19 protein-coding genes, 1 tRNA gene and 1 pseudogene are annotated in these 25,606 nt (G+C 66.2%); 13 read left to right on the top strand and 8 right to left on the bottom strand.

All coding sequences use genetic code 11. From position 1 onward, the window contains the following. Positions 1-53 precede the first annotated feature (53 nt). On the bottom strand, positions 54-2,822 hold the full coding sequence (gene aceE, locus FOE78_RS17280; RefSeq protein WP_143987397.1) for a pyruvate dehydrogenase (acetyl-transferring), homodimeric type: 2,769 nt from the start codon (positions 2,820-2,822) through the stop codon (positions 54-56). Positions 2,823-3,254: 432 nt separating this feature from the next. Between aceE and FOE78_RS17275 the strand changes: the two genes are divergently transcribed. After that, on the top strand, positions 3,255-3,680 hold the full coding sequence (locus tag FOE78_RS17275) for a DUF3052 domain-containing protein (protein WP_143987396.1): 426 nt from the start codon (positions 3,255-3,257) through the stop codon (positions 3,678-3,680). 70 nt (positions 3,681-3,750) lie between these two features. Then, complete coding sequence (locus FOE78_RS17270) at positions 3,751-4,203, top strand: peroxiredoxin (RefSeq protein ID WP_143987395.1); 453 nt, start codon at positions 3,751-3,753, stop codon at positions 4,201-4,203. A 40-nt stretch (positions 4,204-4,243) separates the two neighbouring features. On the opposite strand, the gene tatA is transcribed toward FOE78_RS17270, so the two are convergent. After that, on the bottom strand, positions 4,244-4,516 hold the full coding sequence (gene tatA, locus FOE78_RS24580) for a twin-arginine translocase TatA/TatE family subunit (RefSeq protein WP_323125695.1): 273 nt from the start codon (positions 4,514-4,516) through the stop codon (positions 4,244-4,246). Positions 4,517-4,835: 319 nt separating this feature from the next. Here tatA and FOE78_RS24845 point away from each other — a divergent pair, with 319 nt between their 5' ends. Next, positions 4,836-5,123 (top strand): hypothetical protein, encoded by a 288-nt coding sequence (locus FOE78_RS24845; protein ID WP_143987394.1) that lies wholly within the window; start codon positions 4,836-4,838, stop codon positions 5,121-5,123. A gap of 23 nt (positions 5,124-5,146) precedes the next feature. Here the strand turns inward: FOE78_RS24845 and FOE78_RS17255 are convergent, their stop codons facing one another. After that, the gene (locus FOE78_RS17255; RefSeq protein WP_143987393.1) at positions 5,147-5,854 is read right to left on the bottom strand and encodes a Pr6Pr family membrane protein; all 708 of its coding nucleotides are present in this window, start codon (positions 5,852-5,854) and stop codon (positions 5,147-5,149) included. A 197-nt stretch (positions 5,855-6,051) separates the two neighbouring features. On the opposite strand from FOE78_RS17255, the gene FOE78_RS17250 reads away from it, so the two are divergent. The 3 genes from FOE78_RS17250 to FOE78_RS17240 are packed head-to-tail and all read left to right on the top strand — an operon-like array spanning position 6,052 to position 9,874. Continuing rightward, entirely contained in the window at positions 6,052-7,077 is a 1,026-nt protein-coding gene (locus tag FOE78_RS17250) for an L-idonate 5-dehydrogenase (RefSeq protein WP_210414643.1), read from the top strand. 5 nt (positions 7,078-7,082) lie between these two features. After that, positions 7,083-8,333: an alpha-hydroxy acid oxidase gene (locus FOE78_RS17245; RefSeq protein WP_143987391.1), complete on the top strand. Its 1,251-nt coding sequence runs from the start codon at positions 7,083-7,085 to the stop codon at positions 8,331-8,333. Then, positions 8,330-9,874, top strand: coding sequence for an amidohydrolase (locus FOE78_RS17240; RefSeq protein WP_143988883.1), 1,545 nt, complete (start codon positions 8,330-8,332; stop codon positions 9,872-9,874). The genes FOE78_RS17245 and FOE78_RS17240 overlap by 4 nt, the downstream gene beginning before the upstream one ends. Here the strand turns inward: FOE78_RS17240 and FOE78_RS17235 are convergent. After that, positions 9,833-10,873 carry a LacI family DNA-binding transcriptional regulator gene (locus FOE78_RS17235; protein WP_210414641.1) on the bottom strand — a complete coding sequence of 347 codons (1,041 nt, stop codon included), beginning with the start codon at positions 10,871-10,873 and terminating at the stop codon, positions 9,833-9,835. The genes FOE78_RS17240 and FOE78_RS17235 overlap by 42 nt on opposite strands. Before the next feature lie 206 nt (positions 10,874-11,079). On the opposite strand from FOE78_RS17235, the gene FOE78_RS17230 reads away from it, so the two are divergent. The 3 genes from FOE78_RS17230 (at position 11,080) to FOE78_RS17220 (ending at position 13,817) form a co-directional block, all read left to right on the top strand. Beyond that, positions 11,080-11,796, top strand: coding sequence for a ThuA domain-containing protein (locus tag FOE78_RS17230; RefSeq protein WP_143987389.1), 717 nt, complete (start codon positions 11,080-11,082; stop codon positions 11,794-11,796). Further along, a complete protein-coding gene (locus FOE78_RS17225) occupies positions 11,793-12,905 on the top strand; it encodes a Gfo/Idh/MocA family protein (RefSeq protein ID WP_228265868.1) in 1,113 nt (370 codons plus the stop codon). Before FOE78_RS17230 ends, FOE78_RS17225 begins: the two co-directional genes overlap by 4 nt. A 102-nt stretch (positions 12,906-13,007) precedes the next feature. Then, positions 13,008-13,817 (top strand): siderophore-interacting protein, encoded by an 810-nt coding sequence (locus FOE78_RS17220; protein WP_143987388.1) that lies wholly within the window; start codon positions 13,008-13,010, stop codon positions 13,815-13,817. A gap of 405 nt (positions 13,818-14,222) precedes the next feature. On the opposite strand, the gene FOE78_RS17215 is transcribed toward FOE78_RS17220, so the two are convergent. After that, positions 14,223-14,296: transfer RNA gene (locus FOE78_RS17215), tRNA-Val, on the bottom strand. A 336-nt stretch (positions 14,297-14,632) separates the two neighbouring features. Here FOE78_RS17215 and FOE78_RS17210 point away from each other — a divergent pair. Then, positions 14,633-16,729, top strand: coding sequence for a hypothetical protein (locus FOE78_RS17210; protein WP_228265867.1), 2,097 nt, complete (start codon positions 14,633-14,635; stop codon positions 16,727-16,729). Between the two features lie 60 nt (positions 16,730-16,789). Then, on the top strand, positions 16,790-18,166 hold the full coding sequence (locus FOE78_RS17205; protein ID WP_143987387.1) for a Gfo/Idh/MocA family oxidoreductase: 1,377 nt from the start codon (positions 16,790-16,792) through the stop codon (positions 18,164-18,166). Between the two features lie 85 nt (positions 18,167-18,251). On the opposite strand, the gene FOE78_RS17200 is transcribed toward FOE78_RS17205, so the two are convergent. Genes FOE78_RS17200 through FOE78_RS17190 form a run of 3 tightly spaced genes read right to left on the bottom strand, consistent with a single transcriptional unit; the run spans position 18,252 to position 21,868 of the window. After that, positions 18,252-19,883, bottom strand: a complete 1,632-nt coding sequence (locus FOE78_RS17200; protein WP_143987386.1) for a type 2 periplasmic-binding domain-containing protein — start codon at positions 19,881-19,883, stop codon at positions 18,252-18,254. Between the two features lie 27 nt (positions 19,884-19,910). Next, positions 19,911-20,879 (bottom strand): carbohydrate ABC transporter permease, encoded by a 969-nt coding sequence (locus FOE78_RS17195; RefSeq protein WP_143987385.1) that lies wholly within the window; start codon positions 20,877-20,879, stop codon positions 19,911-19,913. Further along, positions 20,876-21,868 carry an ABC transporter permease gene (locus FOE78_RS17190; RefSeq protein ID WP_228265866.1) on the bottom strand — a complete coding sequence of 331 codons (993 nt, stop codon included), beginning with the start codon at positions 21,866-21,868 and terminating at the stop codon, positions 20,876-20,878. The genes FOE78_RS17195 and FOE78_RS17190 overlap by 4 nt, the downstream gene beginning before the upstream one ends. A gap of 373 nt (positions 21,869-22,241) precedes the next feature. Between FOE78_RS17190 and FOE78_RS17185 the strand changes: the two are divergent. Together FOE78_RS17185 and FOE78_RS24840 are read left to right on the top strand one after the other, a co-directional pair. Next, a pseudogene (locus FOE78_RS17185) lies at positions 22,242-24,371 on the top strand (hypothetical protein); the annotation flags it as partial. A 401-nt stretch (positions 24,372-24,772) separates the two neighbouring features. Then, positions 24,773-25,594, top strand: coding sequence for a hypothetical protein (locus FOE78_RS24840; protein ID WP_407662592.1), 822 nt, complete (start codon positions 24,773-24,775; stop codon positions 25,592-25,594). The last annotated feature ends 12 nt before the right edge of the window (positions 25,595-25,606 follow it).

The raw sequence follows: 25,606 nt of genomic DNA, 5'->3' as shown, positions 1-25,606 counted from the left end.
CCGAGCAGGGTCACCGCGCATCAGCAGAGCAAGATCAAGTCGGGCAAGATCAACTACGCGCCGGCGCCCTCCTGCTGCACACCGGAGGTCGAGGTCGGATCGTTCAGCTCGTACTTCTTGTACGCCTGCGCGGGTGCGTCGGCGTCGACCTTGCCGTCGCGGGCCAGCGCCTCCAGGGTGGCCACAACGATCGATTGTGCGTCGACCTGGAAGTAGCGCCGCGCACCCGCTCGGGTGTCGGCGATGCCGAAGCCGTCGGCGCCGAGTGACAGCCACTTGTTCGGCACCCACTGCTGAATCTGATCTTGAACCGCATGCATGTAGTCGCTGACCGCGATCGCCGGGCCCTCGGTCCCCTGCAACGCCTGAGTGACGTACGGAGTCCGCCGGTCCTCGCCCGGATGGTTGAAGTTGTGGTGATCAACTTCCAGCGCCTCGCGGCGCAGCTCGTTCCAGGAGGTCACCGACCAGACGTCTGCGGCCACACCCCACTCCTCAGCGAGCAGCTGCTGCGCCTTCAGCGCCGACGGCATCGCGACCCCGGAGGCCAGCACCTGCGCCACCGGATGATCACCGTCGGAGTTGATCTCCGGCGCGTACTTGAAGCGGTAGATGCCCTTCAGGATCGCCGACACATCAAGATCATCCGGCGGACCCGGCTGGTCGACCGGCTCGTTGTAGACGGTCAGGTAGTAGATCACGTCCTCGCCGCCTGGATGCTCCTCGGACTCGTAGCCGTACATCCGGCGCAGGCCGTCCTTGACGATCTGCGCGATCTCGAACCCGAACGCCGGGTCGTAGTGCACCACGGCCGGGTTCGTCGAAGCCAGCAAGGGAGAATGCCCGTCGGCGTGCTGGGTGCCCTCGCCGGTGAGTGTGGTCCGACCGGCAGTGGCGCCGATCAGGAAGCCGCGGCTCATCTGGTCGGCAGCCGCCCAGATGAAGTCGCCGGTGCGCTGGAAGCCGAACATCGAGTAGAAGATGTAGATCGGGATCATCGGCTCGCCGTGGGTGGAGTACGCCGTACCCGCAGCAGTGAACGAGCCGAGTGCGCCGACCTCGGAGATGCCCTCGTGCAGCAGCTGGCCCTTCGGGCCTTCCTTCCAACTCAGCAGCAGCTTGCGGTCCACCGAGTCGTAGGTCTGCTCGTGCGGGGAGTAGATCTTCGCCGTCGGGAACATCGAGTCCATGCCGAAGGTGCGGAATTCGTCCGGCGCGATCGGCACGATCCGCTGGCCGATCTCCGGATCCTTCATCAGGTCCCGCAGCAACCGGACCAGTGCCTGGGTGGTGGCCACCTTGGCGTTGCCGGCCGACTTCATCAGCGGGGTGTAGACGTCGTCACCGGGCAGCTTGACGATCTTGGGCTTGACCCGTCGCTCCGGCAGGTAGCCACCGAGCTCACGCCGCCTTTCCTGCATGTACTGCATTTCCGGCGAATCCGCACCCGGATGGAAGTACGGCGGATCGTACGGATCGGTCAGTTGATCATCGCTGATCGGCAGGTACAGCCGGTCCCGGAACGCCTTCAGGTCGTCGGTGGTCAGCTTCTTCATCTGGTGCGTCGCGTTGCGCGCCTCCAGCGCGTCGATGGTCCAGCCCTTCACGGTCTGAGCCAGGATCACCGTCGGCTGACCGACGTGCTCGGTGGCAGCCTTGAAGGCCGCGTACACCTTGCGGTAGTCGTGACCACCGCGGCCGAGCCGGCGAAGATCATCATCGGTGTAGTTCTGCACCATCCGCTGCAGCTCGGGCGAGTCGAAGAACTTGTCCCGGATGTAGGCGCCGTTCTCCACCGAGTAGGTCTGGAACTGGCCGTCCGGCGTGGTGTTCATCTTGTTCACCAGCGCGCCGGACACGTCGGCCTTGAGCAGCGGATCCCAGTCCCGACTCCACAAGACCTTGATCACGTTCCAGCCGGCGCCGAGGAACATCGACTCCAACTCCTGGACGACCTTGCCGTTGCCGCGGACCGGACCGTCCAACTGCTGCAGGTTGCAGTTGATCACCCAGGTCAGGTTGTCCAGCTCTTCCCGTGCGGCCACGCCGATCGCGCCGAGCGATTCGACCTCGCCCATCTCGCCGTCGCCGAGGAAGCCCCAGACCCGCTGCTGCGAGGTGTCGCGGATGCCGCGGTTGTGCAGGTAACGGTTGAACCGCGCCTGGTAGATCGAGTTCACCCCGCCGATGCCCATCGACACCGTGGGGAACTCCCAGAAGTCGGGCATGATCCGCGGATGCGGGTAAGAGGTGACCGACCGGCCCGGACCGCGCGAGGCGTCCTGCCGGAAGCCGTCCAACTGCTCGGTGCTCAGCCGGCCCTCGAGGAAGGCGCGGGAGTAGATGCCGGGGGAGGCGTGGCCCTGGAAGAAGACCTGGTCACCGCCGCCCGGATGGTCCTTGCCCCGGAAGAAGTGGTTGAAGCCGACCTCGTACAGGCTGGCCACGCTCTGATAGGTGGCGATGTGGCCGCCGACCTCGAGGCCCTTGCGGTTGGCCTTGGACACCATGATCGCGGCGTTCCACCGGATGAAGGCCCGGATCCGGCGCTCGATCAGCTCGTCGCCGGGGAAATCCGGCTCCAGCTCGGTGGAGATGGTGTTGATGTAGTCGCTACTGCGCAGGGCCGGCAGGCCGACCTGCCGCTCGCGGGCGTGCTCCAGCAGCTTCAGCATGATGAATCGCGCCCGGTGCTTGCCGTCCTGAGCGAGCAGACCGTCCAGCGACTCCAACCACTCCCGGGTCTCTTCGGGATCGGTGTCGGGGATCTGGCTGGGCAGGCCCTCAGCGGTGATGGCTGGGCGCTTTCCAGGACTGGCCATCGAGGCTCCTCACTCGTTGCAGCTCTGGGTGGTGCTGCGGTCTCGTTGCAGGTTTGGTCGTGCCGACGAGCTGGTGCGCAGGTCGGCAGGTTCGGTTCACGTGCGTCCCATCCTGTCACCTCGGCCGAACCGCTCGTACGCGGTCCTGTGCATTGGCCGCCGGGCCGGTTACCGGTTTCGCGAACGGGCGCCGGGCCGGGCCGCCGGCTTTGGCCAATCTTTGGCTTCAGGCGACAAATGCCCCGGCAGCGGAGAAACGATGCATAACAACACGGCATTTCCGTCCGCCGAACTTTCCCCAGACGCGCAAGCTCTGGCAGTCTGACGGATCAAAGGGCGGCACCGCCGGTGATTCGCCCGAGCCCAGCGCTCCGGCAACGGGTGTTAGACCAAGTTCCTCGCCAACCGGGCGGGGCTGGGACTGGAGGTGTTGTGAGTTCTTCCGCGCGGCCCGAACCTACGTCTTCGGCCGTTTCGAGGCTCGGTTTCAAACCTGGTCAGATCGTCCAGGAGTTGGGATGGGACGAGGACGTCGACGAGACGCTTCGGACCGAGATCGAGGACCTCATCCAGGGTGAATTGATCGAGGAGGCGATGGAGCCGGTCGACGTCGTACTGCTCTGGTGGCGTGACGCGGACGGCGACCTGATCGACGGTCTGGTCGACGCGGTCACCGATCTCAGCGACAACGGCTACGTCTGGCTGCTGACGCCGAAGGTCGGCCGCGAGGGCTTTGTCGACGCCACCGATCTGAACGAGGGCGCGGTGACGGCCGGGCTGGCGCTGACCAGTACGGTCCCGGTGACCAGCGGCTGGACCGCCAGCAAACTGGTGCCACCGAAGGGCTCGCGACACTGAACCGACGGGTCGGCTTCAGGGCGCGCCACAGCGCCTTCGGACGCTGACAAGTCGGCTGGAAGGGGTGACCATGGCGCTGGACGTCGGAGATCCGGCGCCGGACTTCGCGTTGCGCAATCAGCACGGCGAGGTCGTCGAGCGGCGAGATCTGCTCGGCGCGCCCGCGCTGCTGGTGTTCTATCCGTACGCCTTCAGCGGCATCTGCAGCCGCGAGCTGGCCGAGCTGCAGGAGGCATGGCCCGACTTCACCGCGGCCGGTGCCCGAGTGCTGGCGATCTCCGTCGACACCATCTACGCGCTGCGTACCTTCGCCGACCAACTCGGGTTGGGGTTCGGTCTGCTCAGCGACTTCTGGCCACACGGCGCGACCGCGAGTGCGTACGGCGTCTTCGACGCGGAGCTGGGCTGTGCGACTCGAGGATCGTTCGTGCTGGACGCCGACGGCGTCGTTGCCTGGACGATGCTCAACGAGATCGGCCGACCGCGGGACATCGCCGCACACCTGAACGCGGTGCAGCGCTAGCCACTCGCACCAATCGGCGCCGGGGACTACGAGCTGGGCACTACGAGGCGACCTTGTTCTCCGGTGCCGGTGCCGGTGCTGGCGGCTCGGCTGCAGATTCGGCACCCAGATTCGGGGATGCTGCCTTCTGCTGATCGTCCGCCGGGATCTCGTCGGGTGACTGCGTCTCTTCCTTGAATTCGCGCAGGGCCCGCCCGGCACCCTTGCCGAGACCGGCCAACCGGCTGCCGCCGAAAAGCACGACGACGATCACCAGGATGATCAACAACTCGCTCGGGCCGATGTCGAGCGCCAGGGGGATCGGTGCTAGCACGACGACAGAGTAGGGCCGGGTGCTGAGCGGCGGCCCAGAGCGCTCAGCCCGGTGCCAGGAGTCTCAAGCTCACGGATCGGCCAGACTGCGGATGATCAACGACGATCTTGCGAGCAGCGCGCACGGCCGAAGGAATGTCACCGCTATGCCCGCTTCGGCGATCGCGGAGCCGTACAGCTCGTTTGCGTTGTGCCGGTGGAGTTGGCGGACGGCAAGCCGCACAGTAACAACGACTGCTCGCTCGCACCGCAGGGGCCGTCGACCGGAGTCCGCTTCCCGCTATGTCTGGCATCGTCAATCGCGTGCCTGAGGAGACTCCATGACAAAGATCCGAACCGGCTTGACGTTAGCCTCTGCCGGGGTACCCGCGATTTCTGCGTTGACCATCGCTGCGCCGAATGCGGCTGCCGCGACAGCACCGTCGTGTGTGCGGAAGACATCTCAATCCCCGATTCGGGTCACGGTGCAAAACGATTGCACACACGCGGTCAGGGTCAAGGTCGTGTTCAAGTTTGCGCCAGACACCAAGTGCGCTTCGATATCGGCCGGTCAACGCTACACGTTCTCCCACCTCGCGGGATCCTTCGACTACATCGCAACCTGTTGACTCGGGTCCTGTTGCCGGCTGTCTCATGGTCGGGGAGTTGACTGGGGAACCGCGGCGATACGCAACCGGTCGATCGCTTTCATGATCATCAAGATCACCAAAGCGATCAGCACGATGACACCGATGTTGCGCAGGGCGATCGGCCAGCCGAGGCTGCCGGCGTCCAGGAACGGGTAGGGATACCAGCCGGTGATCGCGCCGCGGATCAGGGTGTAGACGATCCAGGAGATGGGCCAGCACAGCGACACGATCAACACCCGCCAGGAGATCCGCGGACGCGGGCCGAAGATCAACCAGCCGACGAAAGCGAGCGGCGGCGCCAGATAGTGCAGACCGGCATTGACGAAGGCGTGGATCCCGGTCGGCTGCATCAGCGGACGCAACACGGTCACGTACACCAGACCGGTGATCACGATCCCGAGCAGGCCGTCGAGTCGCAGCACCTGCCAGCCGAGGCCACGCAGTCGCGGATCGATCAACAGTCTGATCGCGCCGGCCAGGACCAGGATGTTGCTCTGTATGGTGAAGAAGCTGAACAGGTTCACCAGCCGGGTGCCCAACGGCAGGGTTGCCGTGGCCGCGCCGGAGTTGACGTCGATGCCGCCGATGATCACCAGCACGGTCTGGGTGATCAACGACGCACCGGTCACCAGCACCAGCAGCCAGTGCCAGCCGGCGCCGGCCAACAACCAGGCTCTGCTGGCGGTGGTGTGCGCGGTGCTCGGACCCATGTCGGACATCCTTTCCTTCGCACAGCTCCCAACGGGTGAAATTCGCACCAATGTCGGTGCGAATTTCACCCGATCCGATGGTGATTGGAGGCTCGGCGCGAGACCCCGTGTCGGAGGAGGGCGTCGGCGGGCGACAATGACGACCGGATGCGTGAGCACGAGACGACGAGAGGTGATCGAGGGCGATGTTGGCGTGTGTGATCGAAGGTGCCGGACAGCTGCGGGTGGCCGAATTGCCGAAGCCGGAGCCCAGGCCCGGCGAGGTCGCCGTCGACATCGCGTACGGGGGCATCTGCGGCTCCGATCTGCACTACTTCCACGACGGCGCCGCCGGCGAGTTCGTGATCCGTGAACCCTTGGTCGCCGGCCACGAGGTGGTCGGCCGGGTCGGTGCGCTCGGTGTGGGGGTGACCGGACTCGAACCGGGGCAGCCGGTGGCGGTGCACCCGGCTCAGGTGTGCGGCGAATGCGCCGAATGCACCGGCGGCCGCCCGCAACTGTGCCCGTCCAGCCGTTACCTCGGGTCCGCCGCGCACTTCCCGCATGTCCAGGGCGGCTTCACCGAACGGCTCGTCGTGAGCGCCGATCGCGCGGTACCGCTGCCGGCCGGGATGACGCTGCGCCGCGCAGCGCTGGCAGAACCGTTCACCGTCGCCCACCACGCGGTCAAACGCGCGGGCGACATCGCCGGCAAGTCGGTGCTCGTCACCGGCGCCGGGCCGATCGGTTCGCTGGCCGTGGCGGCAGCGCGACAGGCCGGCGCGGGCACCATCTACGCCTCCGATCTGACCGACTTCGCATTGGCTCAGGCGAAGTCGATGGGGGCCGACGTGCTGCTGCGTGCCGACCAGGAAGATTCCTGGCCGGAGCAGGTCGACGTGGCGATCGAGGCATCCGGTTCCGGGCCCGGGCTGAACAGCTGCATCCGGACCGTACGCCGTGCCGGCCGAGTCGTTCAGGTCGGCATCCTGCCGCCGGGGATGACCGCGATCCTCGGCAATGCCCTTGTGAACAAGGAGCTCCAGCTGCACGGGTCCTGGCGGTTCCACACCGAGTTTGCCGAGGCGATCGAGTTGCTGGCAGACGAGATCGATCCCGAACCGCTGATCTCGCACGAGTTCCCGCTGCGTGAGGCACTGCAGGCGTTCCGGACCGCCGCCGACAGAACCGCTGCCAGCAAGGTGTTGTTGCGGATCGGTGATGATCATGAACAGGCGGAGTGAGGCCGATGCGACTTCCCGGACTTCCTCCCGTCGAGGTGGTACGCCGCCGGCCGCGCTGGTCGGAGATTCGACAGAACATCCAATTCCGCTCCGTCTCCCGTGATCGGGTTCAGCGGCGGCTGGACAACGCGCTGACCATCGACGATCTGCGCAAGATCGCACGCCGGACCACCCCGCGATCGGTGTTCGACTACGTCGACGGGGCAGCGGAATCGGAGATCACCGCCGAGCGCAACGTGCAGGCCTATCGAGGGCTGACCTTTCATCCCGATGCGCTGCGAGCGGTGGCCGATCCTGATCTTGAGGTCGAACTCCTCGGCCGGACCTGGTCGCTGCCGCTCGGCTTCGGCGCGACCGGCTACACCCGGATGATGCATCACCACGGCGAGGCGGCGGTGGCGCGCGTTGCGCAGGCCGTCGGCATCCCGTACGGGTTGTCCACCGTCGGCAACAGCACGGTGGAGCAGGTGCGGGCGGCCGCACCCGAGGTGGATCTCTGGTTCCAGCTCTACCCGACCTCGCAGGAGATCAACGCCGAACTGATCCGCCGGGCGGCGAACGCGGGCTGTTCGACGATCGTGCTGACCTGCGACACCGCGGTCTCCGGCAAGCGATTCCGGGACGACCGGAACGGGCTGACCATCCCGCCGACGCTGCGGCCGTCGACGATCGCGGACATGGCTCAGCATCCGTACTGGTGGGTCAACAAGTTGACCACCGAGCAGGTTTCCTTTGCCTCGTTGATGTTCCTGGAGTCCAAGTACAAGTTCAACGAGATCGCCGACCGGGTGTTCGACTCCAACCTCAGCCTGGAGAGCCTGGACTGGATCCGCGACAGCTGGCGCGGAACCCTGCTGGTGAAGGGAATTCTCTCGGTCGACGGCGCCGTCGCCGCGGTCGAGCACGGCGCCGACGGTGTCGTGCTGTCCAACCACGGCGGCCGGCAGCTGGACCGTACGCCGGCGCCGATCACGCTGGTGCCCGAGGTCCGTGCTGCCCTCGGTGATCGGGTGCCGATCCTGGTCGACAGCGGCATTCGCAACGGTCAGGACATCGTTGCGGCACGCGCCTTGGGCGCCGATGCCGCACTGGTCGGCCGGGCCTACCTGTACGGGATCATGGCCGGCGGCCAGGATGGTGTGGTGCGAGCGTACGAGATCCTGGCTGAGGAGTACCGGCGAGCGATGCAACTGCTCGGCGTCCGCCGCAGTGTTGATCTTGCGCCGCGTCACGTGAGCCTCGGCCGGTGGCGATGACCGACGATGCGCTTTGGTTGGCTGCTGTCCGCCGTCCGGGCTCGGACCGCCTGGTCGACGTCAAGATCGGCGACGGCCGGGTCCGCGCCATTGTTGATCATGAACCACACCGCAATGACGGGGCGTCTGTGCATGATGCCGAGGGTCGCTGGCTGATTCCCGGCTTGTACGACGGGCACGTCCACGCCACCCAGTACGCGATCCAGCAAGGACGCATCGACGTCTCTGCTGCCACCTCGGCCGAGCACGCAACCCGGCTGGTCCGGGACGTGCTTGATCATCAACCATCGCGCCGAGTCGATGGCGAGCCGGTGATCGCCGCCGGCTTCCGGGACGGCTTCTGGCCCGAGCAGCCGACGAAGACGTTGCTGGACGACGAATTCGGCAGCCTTCCGGTGATCATGATCAGCGGTGACCTGCATTGCGGCTGGGCGAACTCAGCCGGGATGACGCTGCTCGGGCATCGTGATCATCCGACCGGGGTGCTGAAGGAGAAGGTGTGGATGGACGGGTTGGCGGCGTTGCCGCAGCCGCCCGCCGACCGGACCGATGCCTGGGTCGACACCGCGCTTCGGGGCGCGGTCGCTCGTGGGTTGACCGGGATCCGGGACTTCGAGTTCGCCGACAACCTGACCGTGTGGCTGCGGAGACGGCGTGCCGGGGGAGTCGCCATCCGGGTCGACTGTGGAGTGATGGCTGCCACCTTGTCCGAGCGGACGACCCGCGGCCTTCGGACGGGGGAGTCGCTGTCGGGCACCGATGGGTTGATCACCATGGGCCCGGTCAACGTGTTCGTCGACGGCTCGTTGAACACCCGGACCGCGCTCTGCCACGACCCGTACCCGGGTGGCGATGATCACGGCGAACTGGTTCTTGATCGTGACGAGTTGACCGCGATCATGGCCGACGCCCGGGGTCGCGGCCTGCAGATCGCGGTGCACGCGATCGGTGATCGGGCCAACACGATCGCGCTGGATTGCTTTGCTGCCAGCGGAATCGCCGGTCGGATCGAGCACGCCCAGCTGGTCGCCGATGATGATCTTGGTCGGTTCGCCGCACTGGGCGTGGTCGCCAGTGTGCAGCCGTGGCATGCGATCGACGACTGGCCGGTCGCTGATCGCTACTGGTCCGGACGCACCGGCCGATCATTTCCGTACGCGGCGTTGGCCGAGGCGGGCGCCACGATCGAATTCGGTTCGGACGCCCCGGTTGCGCCGCTGGATCCGTGGCACGCGATCGCCGCGGCGGTGGATCGGCACGGTGTGATCGGGCGCGAGTGGCATCGCGAACAACAGCTGCCGGTCGCCGACGCGGTGCGCTTCTCCACCTGCGGTCCAGGGATCGTGCGGGCCGGTGATGCGGCCGATCTGGTCTTGCTGGACAGCGATCCGTACACCCTGACCGGGCCGGAGTTGATCACCATCGGAGTGCACGCGACCGCCGTCGCCGGTCGTCGGCGGTACGGCCCGAGCGAGTTGACCGAACAAGGCCTGGACCGGTCAGCCGGCCGGCGGCGCCGTAGTGTCGCGGATGATCAGTGAGGTCGCCAGCTCCTCCCGGGGCAACCGTCGGTCGGCCTCGCGCAGCCGCAACAGCAGCCGCATCGCCGCCGCACCCATTTCCGCGATCGGCTGTCGTACGGTGGTCAGCCCGGCCCAGGCGGCCTCGGGTAGATCGTCGAACCCGACCAGGCTGAGCTGCTGGGGGATGGCGATGTCGCGAGCGGTCGCGGCCTGCATCACCGCCAGCGCGAGATAGTCGGCGCAGGCGAAGATCGCCGTCGGACGTTGCGGGTCGTCGAGCAATCGGCCGGCCTCCTCGACCGCGGAGTGCTGCCGCTCGAGATGGCAGACGGTGGGCTCGCGCTGCCCGCCCGAGGCGGGATCGTCACGATGCAGCCGGACGGCGGAGGCGAAGCCGTCCACCCGGGCCCGGTTGTAGAGCTGGCGGGAGCTGCCCGCGAGCACGGCCAGACGCCGATGCCCGAGGCCGAGCAGATGCTCGGCCACGTCCCGGCCGGCCGACCAGTTGGTGGCACCGACGCTGGCCACCGAGTCCGGGGGCGGGTCGACCGGATCCAGCAGCACCACCGGCACACCCGCCGCCTGCAGGGTGGCCAACCGGTCGATCCCGGTGTCGACCAGCGCGAGCACCACCCCGGGAGACGACCGCGCCAGCAGCCGGGCCACCCAGTCGTCGCGGACCGAGGCGGTGCCGTCCGGGCGGGCCACCGTCACCACCAGGTCGTAACCGGCTGCGGCGGCGGCGCTCTCCACCCCGACCAGGACCTGATTGGCCCAGCCGCCGGCCACGTTGCTGATCACCAGGTCGATCAGCCTGCGGTCCCTGGACGGCCGGGCAACCGGCGTCGTACCGCGGCGGCGGTAGCCGGTCTGCGCGACCAGTTCCATGATCTTGTTGCGGGTGATCTCGGACACGTCCGAGCGACCGTTCAGCACCTTCGACACCGTCGGCACGGTGGTGCCGGCGCGGGCTGCGATGTCGGCCAGGGTCGGCTGGCGCGAGGTGCCGGGAGTCACGGAATCCATCCTGTTCATCGGAGACGAGTTGCGCAACATCGGACGGATCCGGAGTGCCGGCTTCGTGACGATTGACACTGCGATTGCGCGGTGGAATGCTCGACTGCGGCGCCGTCGCAGGGTCTGTGATTGCGCAACTTCAAACCTACTTCGGCTGCGGCCCTCCGCGTGCTTCGGCCGGACCAACAAGGAGCGACCGACAGCAGATGACGACACCGAGCCAGGGCAAGAATCCGACCGCGCTGATCGTGAGGGGTGGCTGGGACGGCCACGAACCGGTGCAGACCACCGACTCGTTCGTCCCGTTCCTGACCGACAACGGCTATCAGGTGCGCGTCGAGGACAGCACCAAGATCTACGCCGACGCCGACTACCTCGCCACCGTCGACCTGATCGTCCAGGTCGTCACCATGTCGACGATCGAACGCGACGAGCTGAAGGGGCTGCGCGCCGCGGTCGCGGCCGGCACCGGCCTGGCCGGTTGGCACGGCGGCATCGCGGACTCGTACCGCAACGAGGCCGATTATCTGCAACTGATCGGCGGCCAGTTCGCCCACCACCAGGCCAAGGGCCGGCCGGCGGAGTTGAAGGGCGAAGCCGGCGACAACTTCGTCCGCTACAGCGTCAACATCGTGCCGGAGCAGGCCGATCACCCGATCGTGGCCGGCATCTCCGACTTCGAGTTGGAGACCGAGCAGTACTGGGTGCTCAGCGACGACTACAACGACGTGCTGGCGACCACGACGATCCCCAGCCGGGACTTCGACAACTGGCACCGGCCGATCACCTGCCCGGCGATCTGGACTCGGCAGTGGGGCAAGGGCAAGGTGTTCGTCTGTACCCCTGGCCATCAGCTGAGCGTGGTTCAGGATCCGTCGGTACGCACCATCATCGAGCGCGGCCTGTTGTGGGTGACCCGGTGAGCGACAGCACGCTGAATCCGATCAAGATCGGCATGATCGGCGCCGGGGCAATCTCCGGACAGTATCTGGCCGTGATCGAACGGCTGCCCATCCTGCAGCTGACCGCCGTTGCCGATCTTGATCTGACCCGGGCCGCCGAGGTCGCGCAGAAGTACGGCGCATCGGCGCTGAGCGTGGACGAGTTGATCAACAGCGAGGATGTTGATCTTGTCCTCAACCTGACCATTCCGGCCGCGCACGCGGAGATCGCGTTGCAGGCGATCGCGGCCGGCAAGGCGGTGTACGGGGAGAAGCCGCTGGCCGCGACGCTGTCCGACGGGATCAAGATCATCGAGGCGGCGCGTGCAGCCGGGGTCCGGGTCGGATCGGCACCGGACACCGTGCTGGGTACCGGCACCCAGACCGCCCGCAAGGCGATCGACGACGGCCTGATCGGCACGCCGATCTCCGCCACCGCGACCATGATCACTCCGGGGCACGAACGCTGGCACCCGAATCCGGACTTCTACTACCAGCCCGGCGGCGGTCCGCTGCTGGACATGGGCCCCTATTACGTGTCGTCCTTGATCACCATGCTCGGACCGGTTCGTCGGGTGATCGGTGCGGCCAGTCACACCCGGCCGACCAGGACCATCGGCTCGGGCGCGCGCGCCGGCGAGATCATCGACGTCGCCGTGGACACCCACGTGACCGGTGTGCTGGTGCACGAGTCCGGCGCACTCTCCACGCTGGTGATGAGTTTCGATGCCGCGGCGACCAAGGCGTCCAACATCGAGGTGCACGGCTCCACCGCGTCGCTGGTGGTGCCGGATCCGAACCGGTTCGACGGCGACGTCGAACTGCACGAGGTCGGCGGCGAGTGGACCACGCTGCCGGTGTCCGCTGGCTACCGCGACGCCGGTCGCGGCTACGGCATTGCCGATCTTGCGGCGACGCCGGCCGGCCAGGACGGACGAGCCTCCGGTGAGCTTGCCCTGCACGTGCTGGACGTCATGCTGTCGCTGCTGGACTCCGCCGACCAGGGGGTCGCAGTGGACGTCCAGACCAGCTGCCAGCGTCCCGATCCGGTCCCGCTGCAGGACGCGCCCGGCGGAGTCGTGCAGTCCTGAGTCTGGTCCCACCGATCGACCCGAGGTACCGCTCCCGCCGGACATCGCTTAGGCTTGCCTAACCTAGTTTGAGAATCAGCAGGCGACCCGGCGGGAGCAGCAATGACGGAGACACTGACATCGGACCGGATGGTCAAGCCCAATGCCGGTTCGGTGACCGATGCCGTCGTGATCAACAAGGCGCGCGTCTCGTCGGGGTTCGTGCGGGTCACGGTCGAGTGCCGTGACCCGCGCTTCGTCGAGGAGTTCGACCACCTCGGCTTCGATCAGTGGGTCCGGCTGTTCCTGCCCAACGAGCACAGCATTCTGGAGCCACCGTACGGCGGACTCGAGGGCTGGTATCGCCGCTGGACGGACGCCGAACCGGACCGGCGTCCCGTCATCCGCAACTACACCATCCGGGCCGCTCGGCGGATCGAGGACGGCTGGGAACTGGACATCGATTTCGTCGTGCACGGCTCGGCATCCGGTGCTGTGGAAGGGATTGCGGCCAACTGGGCCTGCTCCGCCCAGCCGGGGGACCGGGTGGCCCTGCTGGATCAGGGGCGGATCTTCGCCCCGGCAGATGATGATCGTCCGATCTTGATCATCGCCGACGAATCCGGTGTTCCCGGAGTGGAGGGTATTGCCCGTTCGTTGGCGGGCCGGCCGGCCACGTACCTGCTCGAGGTGCCGCATGCCGACGACGTACGAGATCTTGCTGCCGACGCGCAGTGGCTGGTACGTGACTCGACCGCGATGCCCGGCCGGCATCTCCTGGAACGGCTCGCCGCGATGCAGATTTCGCCGGACAGTTACGGCTACGTGGTGGGCGAGGCGTCGATGATGCTCGCCGCTCGGAACATGATCAAAGCCGCCGGCGTACCGAAGAGCAGACTTGACTTCTGTGCCTATTGGCGTCCGCTCGACTGAGGCGGCCGGGCACAGCGCATTGTTGGGTCCGGATCAGGTTGAGCTCAGAACTTCGCCGTATTCGGTTCCCGGCGCGCGCTCACGTGGGACGCTGTAGGGGTCACAAGTTTTTGTGGCGCCGAAGGTTCCGGTGGGGATCTCTGGCACCGGCGGTCACCGGGGGATGCCGTTTGGGGCATCTCTGGTCTCCACCGGGCCTTGGCTCGCACCGCCGGTCGTGGTCCGCATGAGGTCCCCCGCCGTGTGGGCCACGAAGCCCTCGCCGCGCTCCCGCTGCGATGGAATCGGTGCGGTGACAACCGACGAGGACGGGCGCGCCCCACCACCTGGTGGGGCTGCGCTCATCGTTGATGATCACGAGGATGCCCACCGTGGATCCACGGCCGGGCCGCGCTGCGCGTCGGGTGGGTGCAAAGGGACTCGAACCCCTGACCCCTTCCTTGTAAGGGAAGTGCTCTAACCAACTGAGCTATGCACCCGCGGAGCAGATTGCTGCCGACCGTGCGGTCGGCGCGACAAAACGATAGCGGACGCGTGTCGGGGCACCGAATCGTTGTGGCCGCACCGAGTTGTCAGAACGTAGTTGGCCTATGACCCAACCAACTTCTGACAAGTCGGGCAGGGCCAGAGAGCGATTGCTGACATCGTGGCGCGAGACGTTGGCGGGCGGCGTCGTGCCGGGTCGTCAAGGCGTTGCCATCGATTGCCATCTTGTTGTCTCACGTGGGTTCCCGGCTGCGTCGGCTCGATCAGTGGCAGATAGGATCGTGTTGTCCGTGAAGAGAAAGCGATCTCTGACTACGCGAAGGAGCGACGTGTCTGGCCCGGCGATCGATCGGCAAGCCCTGGTGGATCGACATCGGGTGGTGATGCGGGAGATCGACCCGAGATCGCCGCTCTCGGTGGGCAACGGGGAGTTCTGTTTCACCGCGGACGTCACCGGCCTGCAGACCTTTCCCGACAGCTATCCGGTCGGTCCCCGGGACTCCCGCGCCGCCGACGGGACGCTGCTCGGCACCCAGTCCCAGTGGGGTTGGCACGAGGAGCCGGCCGATCCGCCGTACGAGTTGGCGGATTCGCTGGTCAGCTACCAGTCCCGGCGCGGGCCGGTGAGCTACGTCGACCTGGGCGGTTCGATCAGCGGCGGCACCGAGCAGGGCACGCCGGAGAACGAACTGTGGCTGCGCGGCAATCCTCATCGCCTGCACCTGGGCATGATCGGGTTCGTCCAGCGCGACGCCGGGCACGGGCGGCCGATCGAGGTCGAACAGCTCAGCGAGGTCGAGCAGACTCTCGATCTCTGGCGGGGGATGCTGACCAGCCGGTTCGCCCTGGACGGTCGGCCGGTGCAGGTGACGACCGTCTGCGATCCTGATCATGATCTATTGGCAGTGGTGATCGAATCGCCCGCACTGATCGACACCCTGGCAGTGCAACTGGCGTTCCCGTACGGCAATCAGGCCTGGCACGACAACACCGACTGGAACCGCCCGACCGCGCACCGGACCGAACTTGATCAACGTACCGGCGACCGCTGGACGATTCGGCGGACCCTTGACCAGACTCGCTATCAGGTCGACGTCTCGGCACCCGCTGCGCGGCTGACCCAGACCGGTCCGCACCAGGTCCTGATCAGCACTGATCAGGATCGGCTGGAGTTGATCTTCGCCTTCGGCACTGAGCCTGATCGCGATCCGGTGGCTACGACCGCCGACAAGATCATCGAGACCGCTGGCGATCACTGGCGCGATTTCTGGACCGGCGGTGCCGCGGTCGAGCTGGCCCACATCCACGATCGGCGCGCTGTCGAGCTCGAACGCCGGATCGTGCTCTCGCAGTACCTGACGGCGATCAACTGTGCCGGCTCGCTGCCACCGGCCGAGACCGGGCTGGTCTGCAACTCCTGGCGGGGCAAGTTCCACCTGGAGATGCACTGGTGGCACGCCGCGCACTTCCCACTCTGGGGCCGACCCGAACTGCTGCGTCGGAGCCTCGGCTGGTATGCCGAGATCCTGCCGCAAGCGCGCGAAACCGCAACCAGACAAGGGTTTCCGGGTGTTCGCTGGCCGAAGCAGGTCGGTCCGGAGGGCCGGGAGAGCCCGAGCAGTATCGGGCCGTTCCTGATCTGGCAGCAGCCGCACCCGATGTACCTGGCCGAGTTGATCTATCGCGCCACCGGCGACCGGGAAGTGCTGGAGGAGTTCGCCGAGATCGTCTTCGAGACCGCCGACTTCATGGCCGGCTACGCCGTGCCGACCGAGGCGGGTTTCGAGCTCGGCCCGCCACTGGTGCCGGCTCAGGAGAGTTACGGCGGGATGCGGGCCGAGGTGATCAACCCGACGTACGAACTGGTGTATTGGCATTGGGCGTTGCGCATCGCCAACCAGTGGCGCACCAGGCTCGGACAGCAACCCGAGCCGTACTGGCAGCAGGTCGCCGACGGCATGGTCGAACCCACTGTCCGGGACGGCCGTTACGAGGCCATCGGCGTCGAACCGTGGACCAAACGCAGTGATCACCCATCGATGCTGTGTGCGCTCGGCGTGCTGCCGAAGACGGACAAGATCAACTCCGAGACGATGGCCGCCACCCTCGACGCCGTACTGGCCGACTGGGACTGGAAGTCCACCTGGGGCTGGGATTACCCGGTGATCGCGATGTGTGCGGCCCGGTTGGGTCGCCCGGAGTTGGCGGTCGACGCGCTGTTGATGGGCGAGGAGAAGAACACCGTGTTGCCCAACGGCCACAACCGGCAGACCGCCTCGCTGCCGCTCTACCTGCCCGGCAACGGAGGCCTGTTGACGGCGATCGCCGTGATGGCCGGCGGCTGGGACGCATGCCCGGCACGGCCGGCACCGGGCTTTCCCGAGAATTGGGACGTACGCGTCGAAGGCATCGTCCCTGCGCCCTGAGCAAGATCAAATCGATCTGAGCAAGATCAGAATCATCCGCAAGATCAAGGAGCGATCCAGATGAGCCCAGCCAGTCCTCGCCGGTACGCCGTTGTCGGCACCGGGCACCGGTCGGAGATGTACATCCGTGCCCTGCTGACCAGCCATGCCGATGTCGGTTCGCTGGTGGCCTGGTGCGACACCAACCCGGTCCGCATGCACTACTACGACGAACTTGCCGCCGAGTTGGCACCCGGCACCGCACTGCCGGCGTCGTACTCGGCGGATCAGTTCGAGCAGATGCTGGACGAGGCCAAGCCGGATGCGCTGATCGTGACCACTCCGGATTACCTGCACAGCAAGTACATCTGCGCGGGTCTGGCGCGTGGCCTGCGGGTAATCAGCGAGAAGCCGCTGACCACCGACGGGGAGAAGGCCCGCGCCATCGCCGACGCCGCGAGCACGTCCGACGGCGACGTCACGGTCACCTTCAACTACCGTTACTCGCCGCGGAACACGCTGGTCAAGGAGTTGATCAACTCCGGCGAGATCGGCCAGGTCACCTCGGTGCACTTCGAATGGCTGCTGGACACCGGCCACGGCGCCGACTACTTCCGGCGTTGGCATCGGGAGAAGGACAAGTCCGGCGGATTGCTGATCCACAAGGCCAGTCACCACTTCGATCTGGTGAACTGGTGGCTGGCGGACGCGCCGCGGACGGTGACCGCGCTCGGGGCCTTAAGGTTCTACGGCGCCGAGAACGCGCGGGCGCGCGGTGATCATCATCCAGGCGTGACCAGCCGTGATCTTGCTGCCGACGACCCGTACCGAATTGATCTTGCCGGCAACGATCGGCTGCGGCGGCTCTACCTGAACGCCGAGCACGTCGACGGCTACCAGCGTGATCGCAACGTGTTCGGAGAACCGATCACCATCGAGGACACCATGAACGTGCTGGTCGGCTACGAACGCGGCACCCAGCTGACCTACAGCCTGTACGCCTACGCCCCGTGGGAGGGCTACCGGGTCGCGTTCAACGGCACCCGCGGCCGGATCGAGTTGGATGTGGTGGAAAGCCCGCACCGGGCAGGCAAGGACGAGGAGATCGACCCGAGCGCCCGGCACGAGGAAGCCAACAACGACAAGGATTCCAAGCCGTCCGAGGCTCGCACCCGCGGCAGCCGGCTGCTGCTGCAGCGGCATTGGGAGCGTGCTCGAGAGATCCCGATCCCGGAGGGCAGGGGCGGCCATGGTGGCGGCGACGCCCGGCTGCTGGACGACATCTTCCGCGCCGACGGCGACGACCCGCTCGGCCACCGCGCCGGCTGGCGCGCCGGCCTGCGCAGTGTGGCGATCGGCATCTGCGCCAACGAGTCCATGATCACCGGGCAGAGCGTCCCGGTCGCGTCCCTCGGCCTCCCGATCCTCGATCCTGCCGCTACACGCGTCTCTGCCTGACCCAGAGGATCCCCACAGCCGGCGCAAGAACGCCCGCCGCAGCCGAAATTTCGGGTGCGGCGGGCGTTCTTGGGTGCGGCTGTGATTACTGCTTCTGCAGCAACTCCTCGTACTCGCTGCGAATCTTGTCGCCGCCGGACTTGCGCCACTCGGCGACCGCGGCGTCCCATTCGGAGACCTGTTTGCGTCCCTGCAGGATGTCCTCGATCAGGGTGTCCAGCTTGTCGCCGATCTTGCCGCCGATCCGGGTGTTGGTCTCGGAGTAGAGACCCTCGGTCGGATCGGGCGTGCCGTCGGGAATGACCGACTTCATCTGCTCGTACTGACCCTTGATCATCTTCTCCGCGCCCGGCAGGTAGAGCACCGGCGGCGCGTCGGCGAGGTACTGGATGCCGAGGAACGTCTCGCCCACCTTTCCCTGATCCTGTACGGGATCGGTGCCCTTCAGGTGATAATTGCGGTTGGCGATCCCGTACTTGCGGAAGAGATACTCCTCGGTGCCGAACGGCGCTGCCAGCCAGTTCATCACCGACAGCAGCGTCTTGGCACGGTCGGCGCTCTCCTTGTTGATGCCGACGATGCTGTGCGTGGGCGAACGCAGCCAGATGCTGCCCTTGCCGCCGTCGAAGCCCGGGAATCCCATGGCAGACAGGGCAAATCCCTTCACCCCGGTGCTCTGCGCGTAGTAGGCCGGCCAGGCGCTGTAGGAGTCGCCGGTCATGTACGTGGTGCCCGCCATGAACCATTGCTTGTACTGGCTGGCGTTCGCGGCGAACGAGTCTGGGGCGATGACGCCGGCCGCGACCATCTTCCGGGTTGCGTCCAGCGCATCCTTGATCTTGGGCGACTCCCACTTGCTGGTGAGCTTGCCGCCCTCCTCGGCCCAGCCGTTGGGCACCTTGAGCATCTGCATGACGTAGTTCGTCGGGGCCTGGGACAATGCCCAGACGTTCTTCTTCGCGTTCGTCACCTGCTTGCACAGGTCGAAGAAGTCGTTGAAGTTGGCCGGCTCGGTATTCACGCCGAGCTTGTCGAGCAGATCGTCGCGGCGGTAGATGATCGTGCTCTGCAAGGTGCCACGCGGGATCGGCACCGCGTAGATCTTGCCGTCGAACATCGCGTGCTTCCAGGATGCGGTCGGGATGTTGGCCAGGAACGGGTAGTCCTTGGCTGCGTCGCCGGACAGGTGCTCGGTCAGGTCGAGCGCCTTGGAGGCCATCAGCTGCGGCACCGCGGTCGCACCACGGGAGACCTGGAAGATGTCGGGCAGTTCGTCGCCACCCGCCACCACGGTGGCGAACTTCGCGTCGTAGTCGGTCGCGGTGGTCATCGCGATCTTGAGTTCCGAACCGAGCTGCTTGTTCAGCTCCTGCCAGTAGGGATTGCTGCCCATCGCCGGCGGGATCGGCTCGGAGGTCTGTGCCATCGCGGTGATCGGCTTGCCGTCACCGGGGGCCTTGTCGAATGCCTTGACCGGCTCTTCGGGATAGTGGAAGAACGCGTCCGGGACACCGGAGTCGGTGCCGGGCAGGTCGGCCTTGACGCCCTGATAGCGGGTGTACGTCGGTGGGGTTCCGGTCGCGCCGGATCCGGAGCCGGTGGCGGACGATCCGGACGACGACGAGCAGCCGCTGAGCAGACTCGTACCACCGGCGGCCAGGGCGGCGACGCCGAGCGATCCGGTCAGGAACCGTCGCCGATTGACGGCGTTGGGCATGATGGTTTTCCTTTCCTGGTTGGGCTCTCAGCCCTTGACCGCACCGGTGAGCACTCCCTTGGCGAAGTGCTTCTGCAGGAACGGGTAGACGATCAGAATCGGGATCAGGGAGATGACCAGAATCGCCATCTGGATGGACGGCTGCGGCGGCATCGACTCCAGCGAGCCGAGATCACCCTGGTCCAGCTGAGTGTTGTTGATCACGTAGGTCCGCAGCACCAACTGCAGCGGCCACTTCGCGCTGTCGTTGAGATAGATCAACGCGTTGAAGAAGGCGTTCCAGTAGTTCACCGCGTAGAACAAGCCGATCACCGCCAACACCGCCTTGGACAGCGGCAGCACGATCCGGGTGAAGATCTGCAGTTCGCTGGCACCGTCCACCTTGGCCGACTCCATCAATTCGGCCGGGATGTTGCTGAAGAAGGAACGGATCACGATCACGTTGAACGCACTGACCATGGTCGGCACGATCAGGGCGGCCAGACTGTCCAGCAGACCGAGTTGCTTCACCACCAGGTAGGACGGGATCAGACCGGGCGAGAACAGCAGGCTGAGCAAGATCAACATCAGCATCGCCCGACCGCCGAAGACGCCGCGGCGCGACAGTGCGTAGCCGAGCAGGCTGGTGACCGCGAGCGAGGCCAGGGTTCCGACGATGGTGACGAAGGCGGAGACGCCGAGCGCCCGAGTGACCACGCCGCCGCTGAGGATCGACTTGTACGCAGCCAGATTCACGGTGTCGGGGAACAGGACGAAGCCGCCGGACTTGGTCACGTGCTCGGGGCTGGAGATGCTCGTGGACAGGATCCCCAGGAACGGGATGATCACCATCGCGCAGGCGATCGTCAGCACCACACCCTTCAGGATGCGGATGCCGATGTTGGGCGGCTCGACGCCGTTGACGGTACGGACCGTACGCCGCCGCTTGTGTGTGGCGGCTGTTGATCGGCCGCCGGCCTCGGTTCCGGCCGTCGGGGGAGTGGTCGTGGTGGTCATTTCTGGTAGACCCCGCTTTCGCCGAAGACGTGGGCGAGCTTGTTGGCGCCGAGCACCAGGGCGACTCCGATCACGCCCTTGACCAGCCCGACGGCGGTCGAGATGCCCCAACTGCCGCCGACGATGCCGTTGTTGTAGACGTAGGTGTCGATCACTTCCGACACCTCGGTGCCGACGGCGGGCTGCTGCAGGATGATCTGCTCGAAGCCGACCGACAACGAGTCGCCGAGCTTCAAGATCAACAACAGGATGATGATGCCGCGCAGGCCCGGCAGGGTGATGTGCCACATCTGCCGCCAGCGACCCGCTCCGTCGACTGCCGAAGCCTCGTACAGGCTGGCATCGATCTGGGACAGTGCTGCCAGGAAGAGAATCGTGGACCAGCCGGTGTCCTTCCAGATCACCTGTGAGGTCAGCAATCCGAAGAAGATGTCCGGGTTGCTGATGATGTTGACGGCCTGGTGTCCGTGTGCCCGCAGGAAGTTGTTCAGCAGACCGGTGCCGCCGAGCATCTGCTGGAAGATCGCGACCACGATCACCCAGGACAGGAAGTGCGGCAGGTAGAGCACCGACTGCACCACCCGCTTGATCTTCTCCGAGAGCAGGCTGTTCAGCAGCAGCGCCAGCGCGATCGGCATCGGGAAGACGAACACGGTCTGGATCACGGTCAAGATCAGCGTGTTCTTGACCGCGTTCCAGAAGTCGGGGTCGGAGGTGAAGATCACCGAGAAGTTCTCGAAGCCGACCCACAACGAGTTACGGATGCCGAGGAACGGTTGGTAGTCCTGGAAGGCGATCACGTTACCGGCGAGCGCGACGTAGTGGAAGACGATCAGCAGCGCCATCCCGGGCAACGCGAACAGCAACAGGGTGCGGTCTCGCCACATCCGGCGCCACCACGGCTGCGGCGGATGGTGGTGGTGGTGGTGGTTGAGCGGTTCGGCGGTGGGAGTCTCGTCGCGGGTCGGCGGTGCAGTGGTTGCCGTCATGATCAACACCGATCCTGAAACGATTCAAGTCTTGGCGGCACTGCGGCTCGGTGAAACGACATCGTCTCTCTCGGTTCGGGGGGATATCAGAAAGCGTTTGCCGGGAGAGACTAGGCAGACGTTCGTCGGTCTGTCAACGGGTTGCCATGCGAGTTGCGCTGTGTCAGTGGAGAAAGCTCGACGCTGATTGATGAAACGGGATTATCTGGAGCTTGACGATCGAGGGCAGATCTGGCTAGCGTGAAATCGGTTCCCATGCCCTTGGCGATCATCGGCCGAAGGCTCCTGGTGCGGTGTCAACGTTCGCTGTCGCTCCCCATTCACCTGCCTCGGCCCCGACGACGGCGCACGCCCACCGACGGTCTCGCCCCCAATGACGGAGGTCCGCTCCATGTCCACCGAACGCCCGCGAACCGTGACCGGCCGGCCAGCATCTGCGGTGACGCGACTGCTCGCGCTGGGTTCGGCACTGTGCCTGGTGATCGCGTTGGCGCTGGCGGCGACCGGCCGCGCTCACGCCGACGACCCGCGGCTGCCCGCATTTCCCGGGGCGGAAGGGTACGGCGCGATGACCGCCGGCGGCCGTGGCGGCGAGGTCTACCACGTGACCAGTCGTGAGCTGACCGGTCCGGGCACCTTCCACGACGCACTCACCACCGCCGGGTCGACGCCGCGAACGATCGTCTTCGACATCGGTGGGCAGCTGCCGATTCCGCAGATCATCGTCCGGAACAAGTCCAAGATCACGATCGCCGGTCAGACCGCGCCGGGTGACGGTGTCACCATCGCCGGCAACAACATCCGCTTCTACGACAGCAGTCAGCTCGTCATCCGCTACCTGCGATTCCGGATGACCGACAAGGTGCACGACGACACCATGTACTTCGAGAACTGCCACGACGTCATGGTTGATCACTCGTCCTTCTCCTGGGGCAGTGACGAGGTGCTGTCGATCAAGAGCAAGGACTACGACAACCCGCAGTCGAAGAACCTGACGGTGCAGTGGTCGATCGTCTCCGAGGGGCTGCTGACCCACTCGATGGGTGGCCTGGTCGAGATGAACACCATCTCGATGCACCACAACCTGTACGCCGACAACAACGATCGCAATCCCAAGACCAAGGGTGTGATGGACTTCGTCAACAACGTCGTCTACAACTGGGGCGGCTTCGCCTACGTGGCCGGCGGGGAGTCCGGGACCAATGGCTACGGCAACGTGGTCGGCAACTACTTCGTCGCCGGACCCAACTCCACGGAGCCGCAGTACGGCGTCTTCCGCGGCAACGAGAACTACCAGGTCTACCTGCACGACAATCGTCTCGACAGCAACCTCAACGGTGTCATCGACGGCGTCGATCCCGGCACCAAGATCATGGAGGCCGACCGGCCGAGCGTCGTCGTCGACAACCGCTTCAATTACCCACCGGTGCACACCGAATCTCCCGAACGAGCCTACCGGCACGTGATCAACTACGCCGGTGACTCGCTCCGGCGGGACACCGTCGATCGACGGGTCACCGCAGGCGTCCAGCATCAAACCGGGGTGATCATCGACGACGAGAACGACGTCGGCGGCTTCCCGAAGCTCGATCCGGGCACCGCACCGAAGGACACCGACCGGGACGGGATGCCCGACGCCTGGGAGCTCAAGCACGGTCTGGACCCCAACGATGATCAAGATCGCAATGCCGATCGCAATCACAACGGCTACACCGAGCTCGAGGACTACCTGAACCAGTTGGCGGCACCCGGCTTCCCGTCCGGTTATCCGATGACGCCGCTGCCCTTCGACGGTACGCCGTTCGAGCCGCCGAGCGACCCTGCCGAGGAGCCTGAGCCATCGGCCCCGCTGAACGGCGAGGTCGCCCGCAGTGTGACGGTCAACGACACCTCCAGCACCGGGACCGAGAACGCGGCCGACTGGTCGGTGCAGTCCGATCTTCAGGTCGGCGATCTGACCGACGGGGACCGGGACTATCGGTTCACCGACATCCCGGCTGGTCTGCTCGGATCGGAGTGGATCCGGCCGGCGGTGGAGTCCCGCGCCGCCGACAACGACGACGTGCTGAGCTTCCACGTGTCCCGGGACACCGACGTCTATGTCGCGCACGACGATCGGATCTCCCCGCGTCCTGGCTGGCTGACCTCGGACTACCAGGACACCGGCACCATGATCACCGACGACCAGCCGGTCTCGTACCGATTGTTCAAGCGCACCGTGCCCGCCGGCACCCGAGTGGTGATGGGTCCCAACGCCGGCGGAACCACGATGAACTACATCGTGATCTTGCATCCGACCTCGCCCGACAGCACACCCGCGACACCCGCCGCGGTGGGCGGCGACATCGCTACCGGCACAGCGAATCTGCACTGGGACGCGGTGGCCGACGCGACCCGCTACGTCGTCTATCGATCCTCGGTCGATGATCAACATCTTCGCTGGGTGGCGACCAGCGAGGAGCCGCAGTTCAGCGACAAGGGCCTGACGGCAGGCATGCAGTACAGCTATCGGGTCGCGGCGGTGAATGCGGGCGGCGAGTCGACCCTGTCGGATCCGATCGAGTTGACCTTTCACGACAGCAGCAAAGAATCACCGGCCGCACCCGCGGTCCCGCAGGCCCAGCCACACAGCTACTCGGTCGAGCTCAGTTGGCCGAAGGTCGACGACGTGGTCGGCTACTCAATCCAGCGAGCCGGAGCCGACGGTGAGTTCACCGTCATCGGACACAGCGCCGAGCCGTCCTTCACCGACACCTCGGCCCAACCCAGCAGCCATTACCGCTACCGCGTCACCGCGTTCGGCGCCGGCGGAGAATCCGCGCCGTCACGGTCAGCACGAAAGGCCCGCTCGCAATGCGGATCACGCCACAGCAGCCGACGATCGCAGCAGTCGATCATTCGTCGGTGCGGCTGGCCTGGCCGACGGTCGCCGACGCCCAGACCTACCTGGTGCAACGCAAGGCCGACGACGACAGCATCTTCACCGAGATCGGCACGACGACCACCACCGACTTCGTCGACGACTCCCTCGATGCCGGCAAGACCGGCTACAGCTATCGGATCGTGGCGGTGAACGAGCGCGGCAGTTCCGAACCCAGCGAGCCGGCGCATGCCGACACCCTGCTGCCGGACAAGCCGACCGAACTCGTGGTCGGGTTGAAGGGGGAGTCCTTCGTCGGATTGATCTTCAAGCCCGGCGACGGCGCAGTGACGCACGCGATCTACCGCAGCCAGCACGGGGAGCCGGCGACGAAGATCGGCGAGGCCAAGGTCTCCACCTACTACGACCGCACGGCCGAGCCCGGCCAGCAGTACACGTACGCGGTTCGGGCGGTGAACGCGGTCGGGCAGTCCGAACCGTCGTCCGAGATCACCGTGCGTACTTATGCAGCAGGGCTCACCGATCAGCTGCTGGCGTGGGACCGGGCCACCTCGTACCCCGAAGGTGATCTGGTCAGCCGGGCCGGCCACACCTGGGTGGCTGGGCGCGATGCCGGCCGTCAGGTGCCGAATGTGGAGCGCGGGCCGTGGATGGAGGCCGGAGAGTTCGTCGACGGCAGGCTCGGCCCGCACCGAGCCTGGACCTCCAGCTGGCTGTATCGATTCGGCGACATCGTCAGCTACAAGGACGCCTTGTGGCAGGCGCAGAAGTCAACGCAGCATGAAGTTCCAAGCCAGCATCAGTCCCGGGACGGGCACCACGGCGCCTGGCGTCAGGTCGGATAGACAGGAAATTAC

The organism is Microlunatus elymi (genome assembly GCF_007362775.1).
GTDB lineage: Bacteria > Actinomycetota > Actinomycetes > Propionibacteriales > Propionibacteriaceae > Microlunatus > Microlunatus elymi.
Note: the sequence above shows the minus strand (reverse complement) of the source record. Positions and strands in the feature narration are given on the sequence as shown.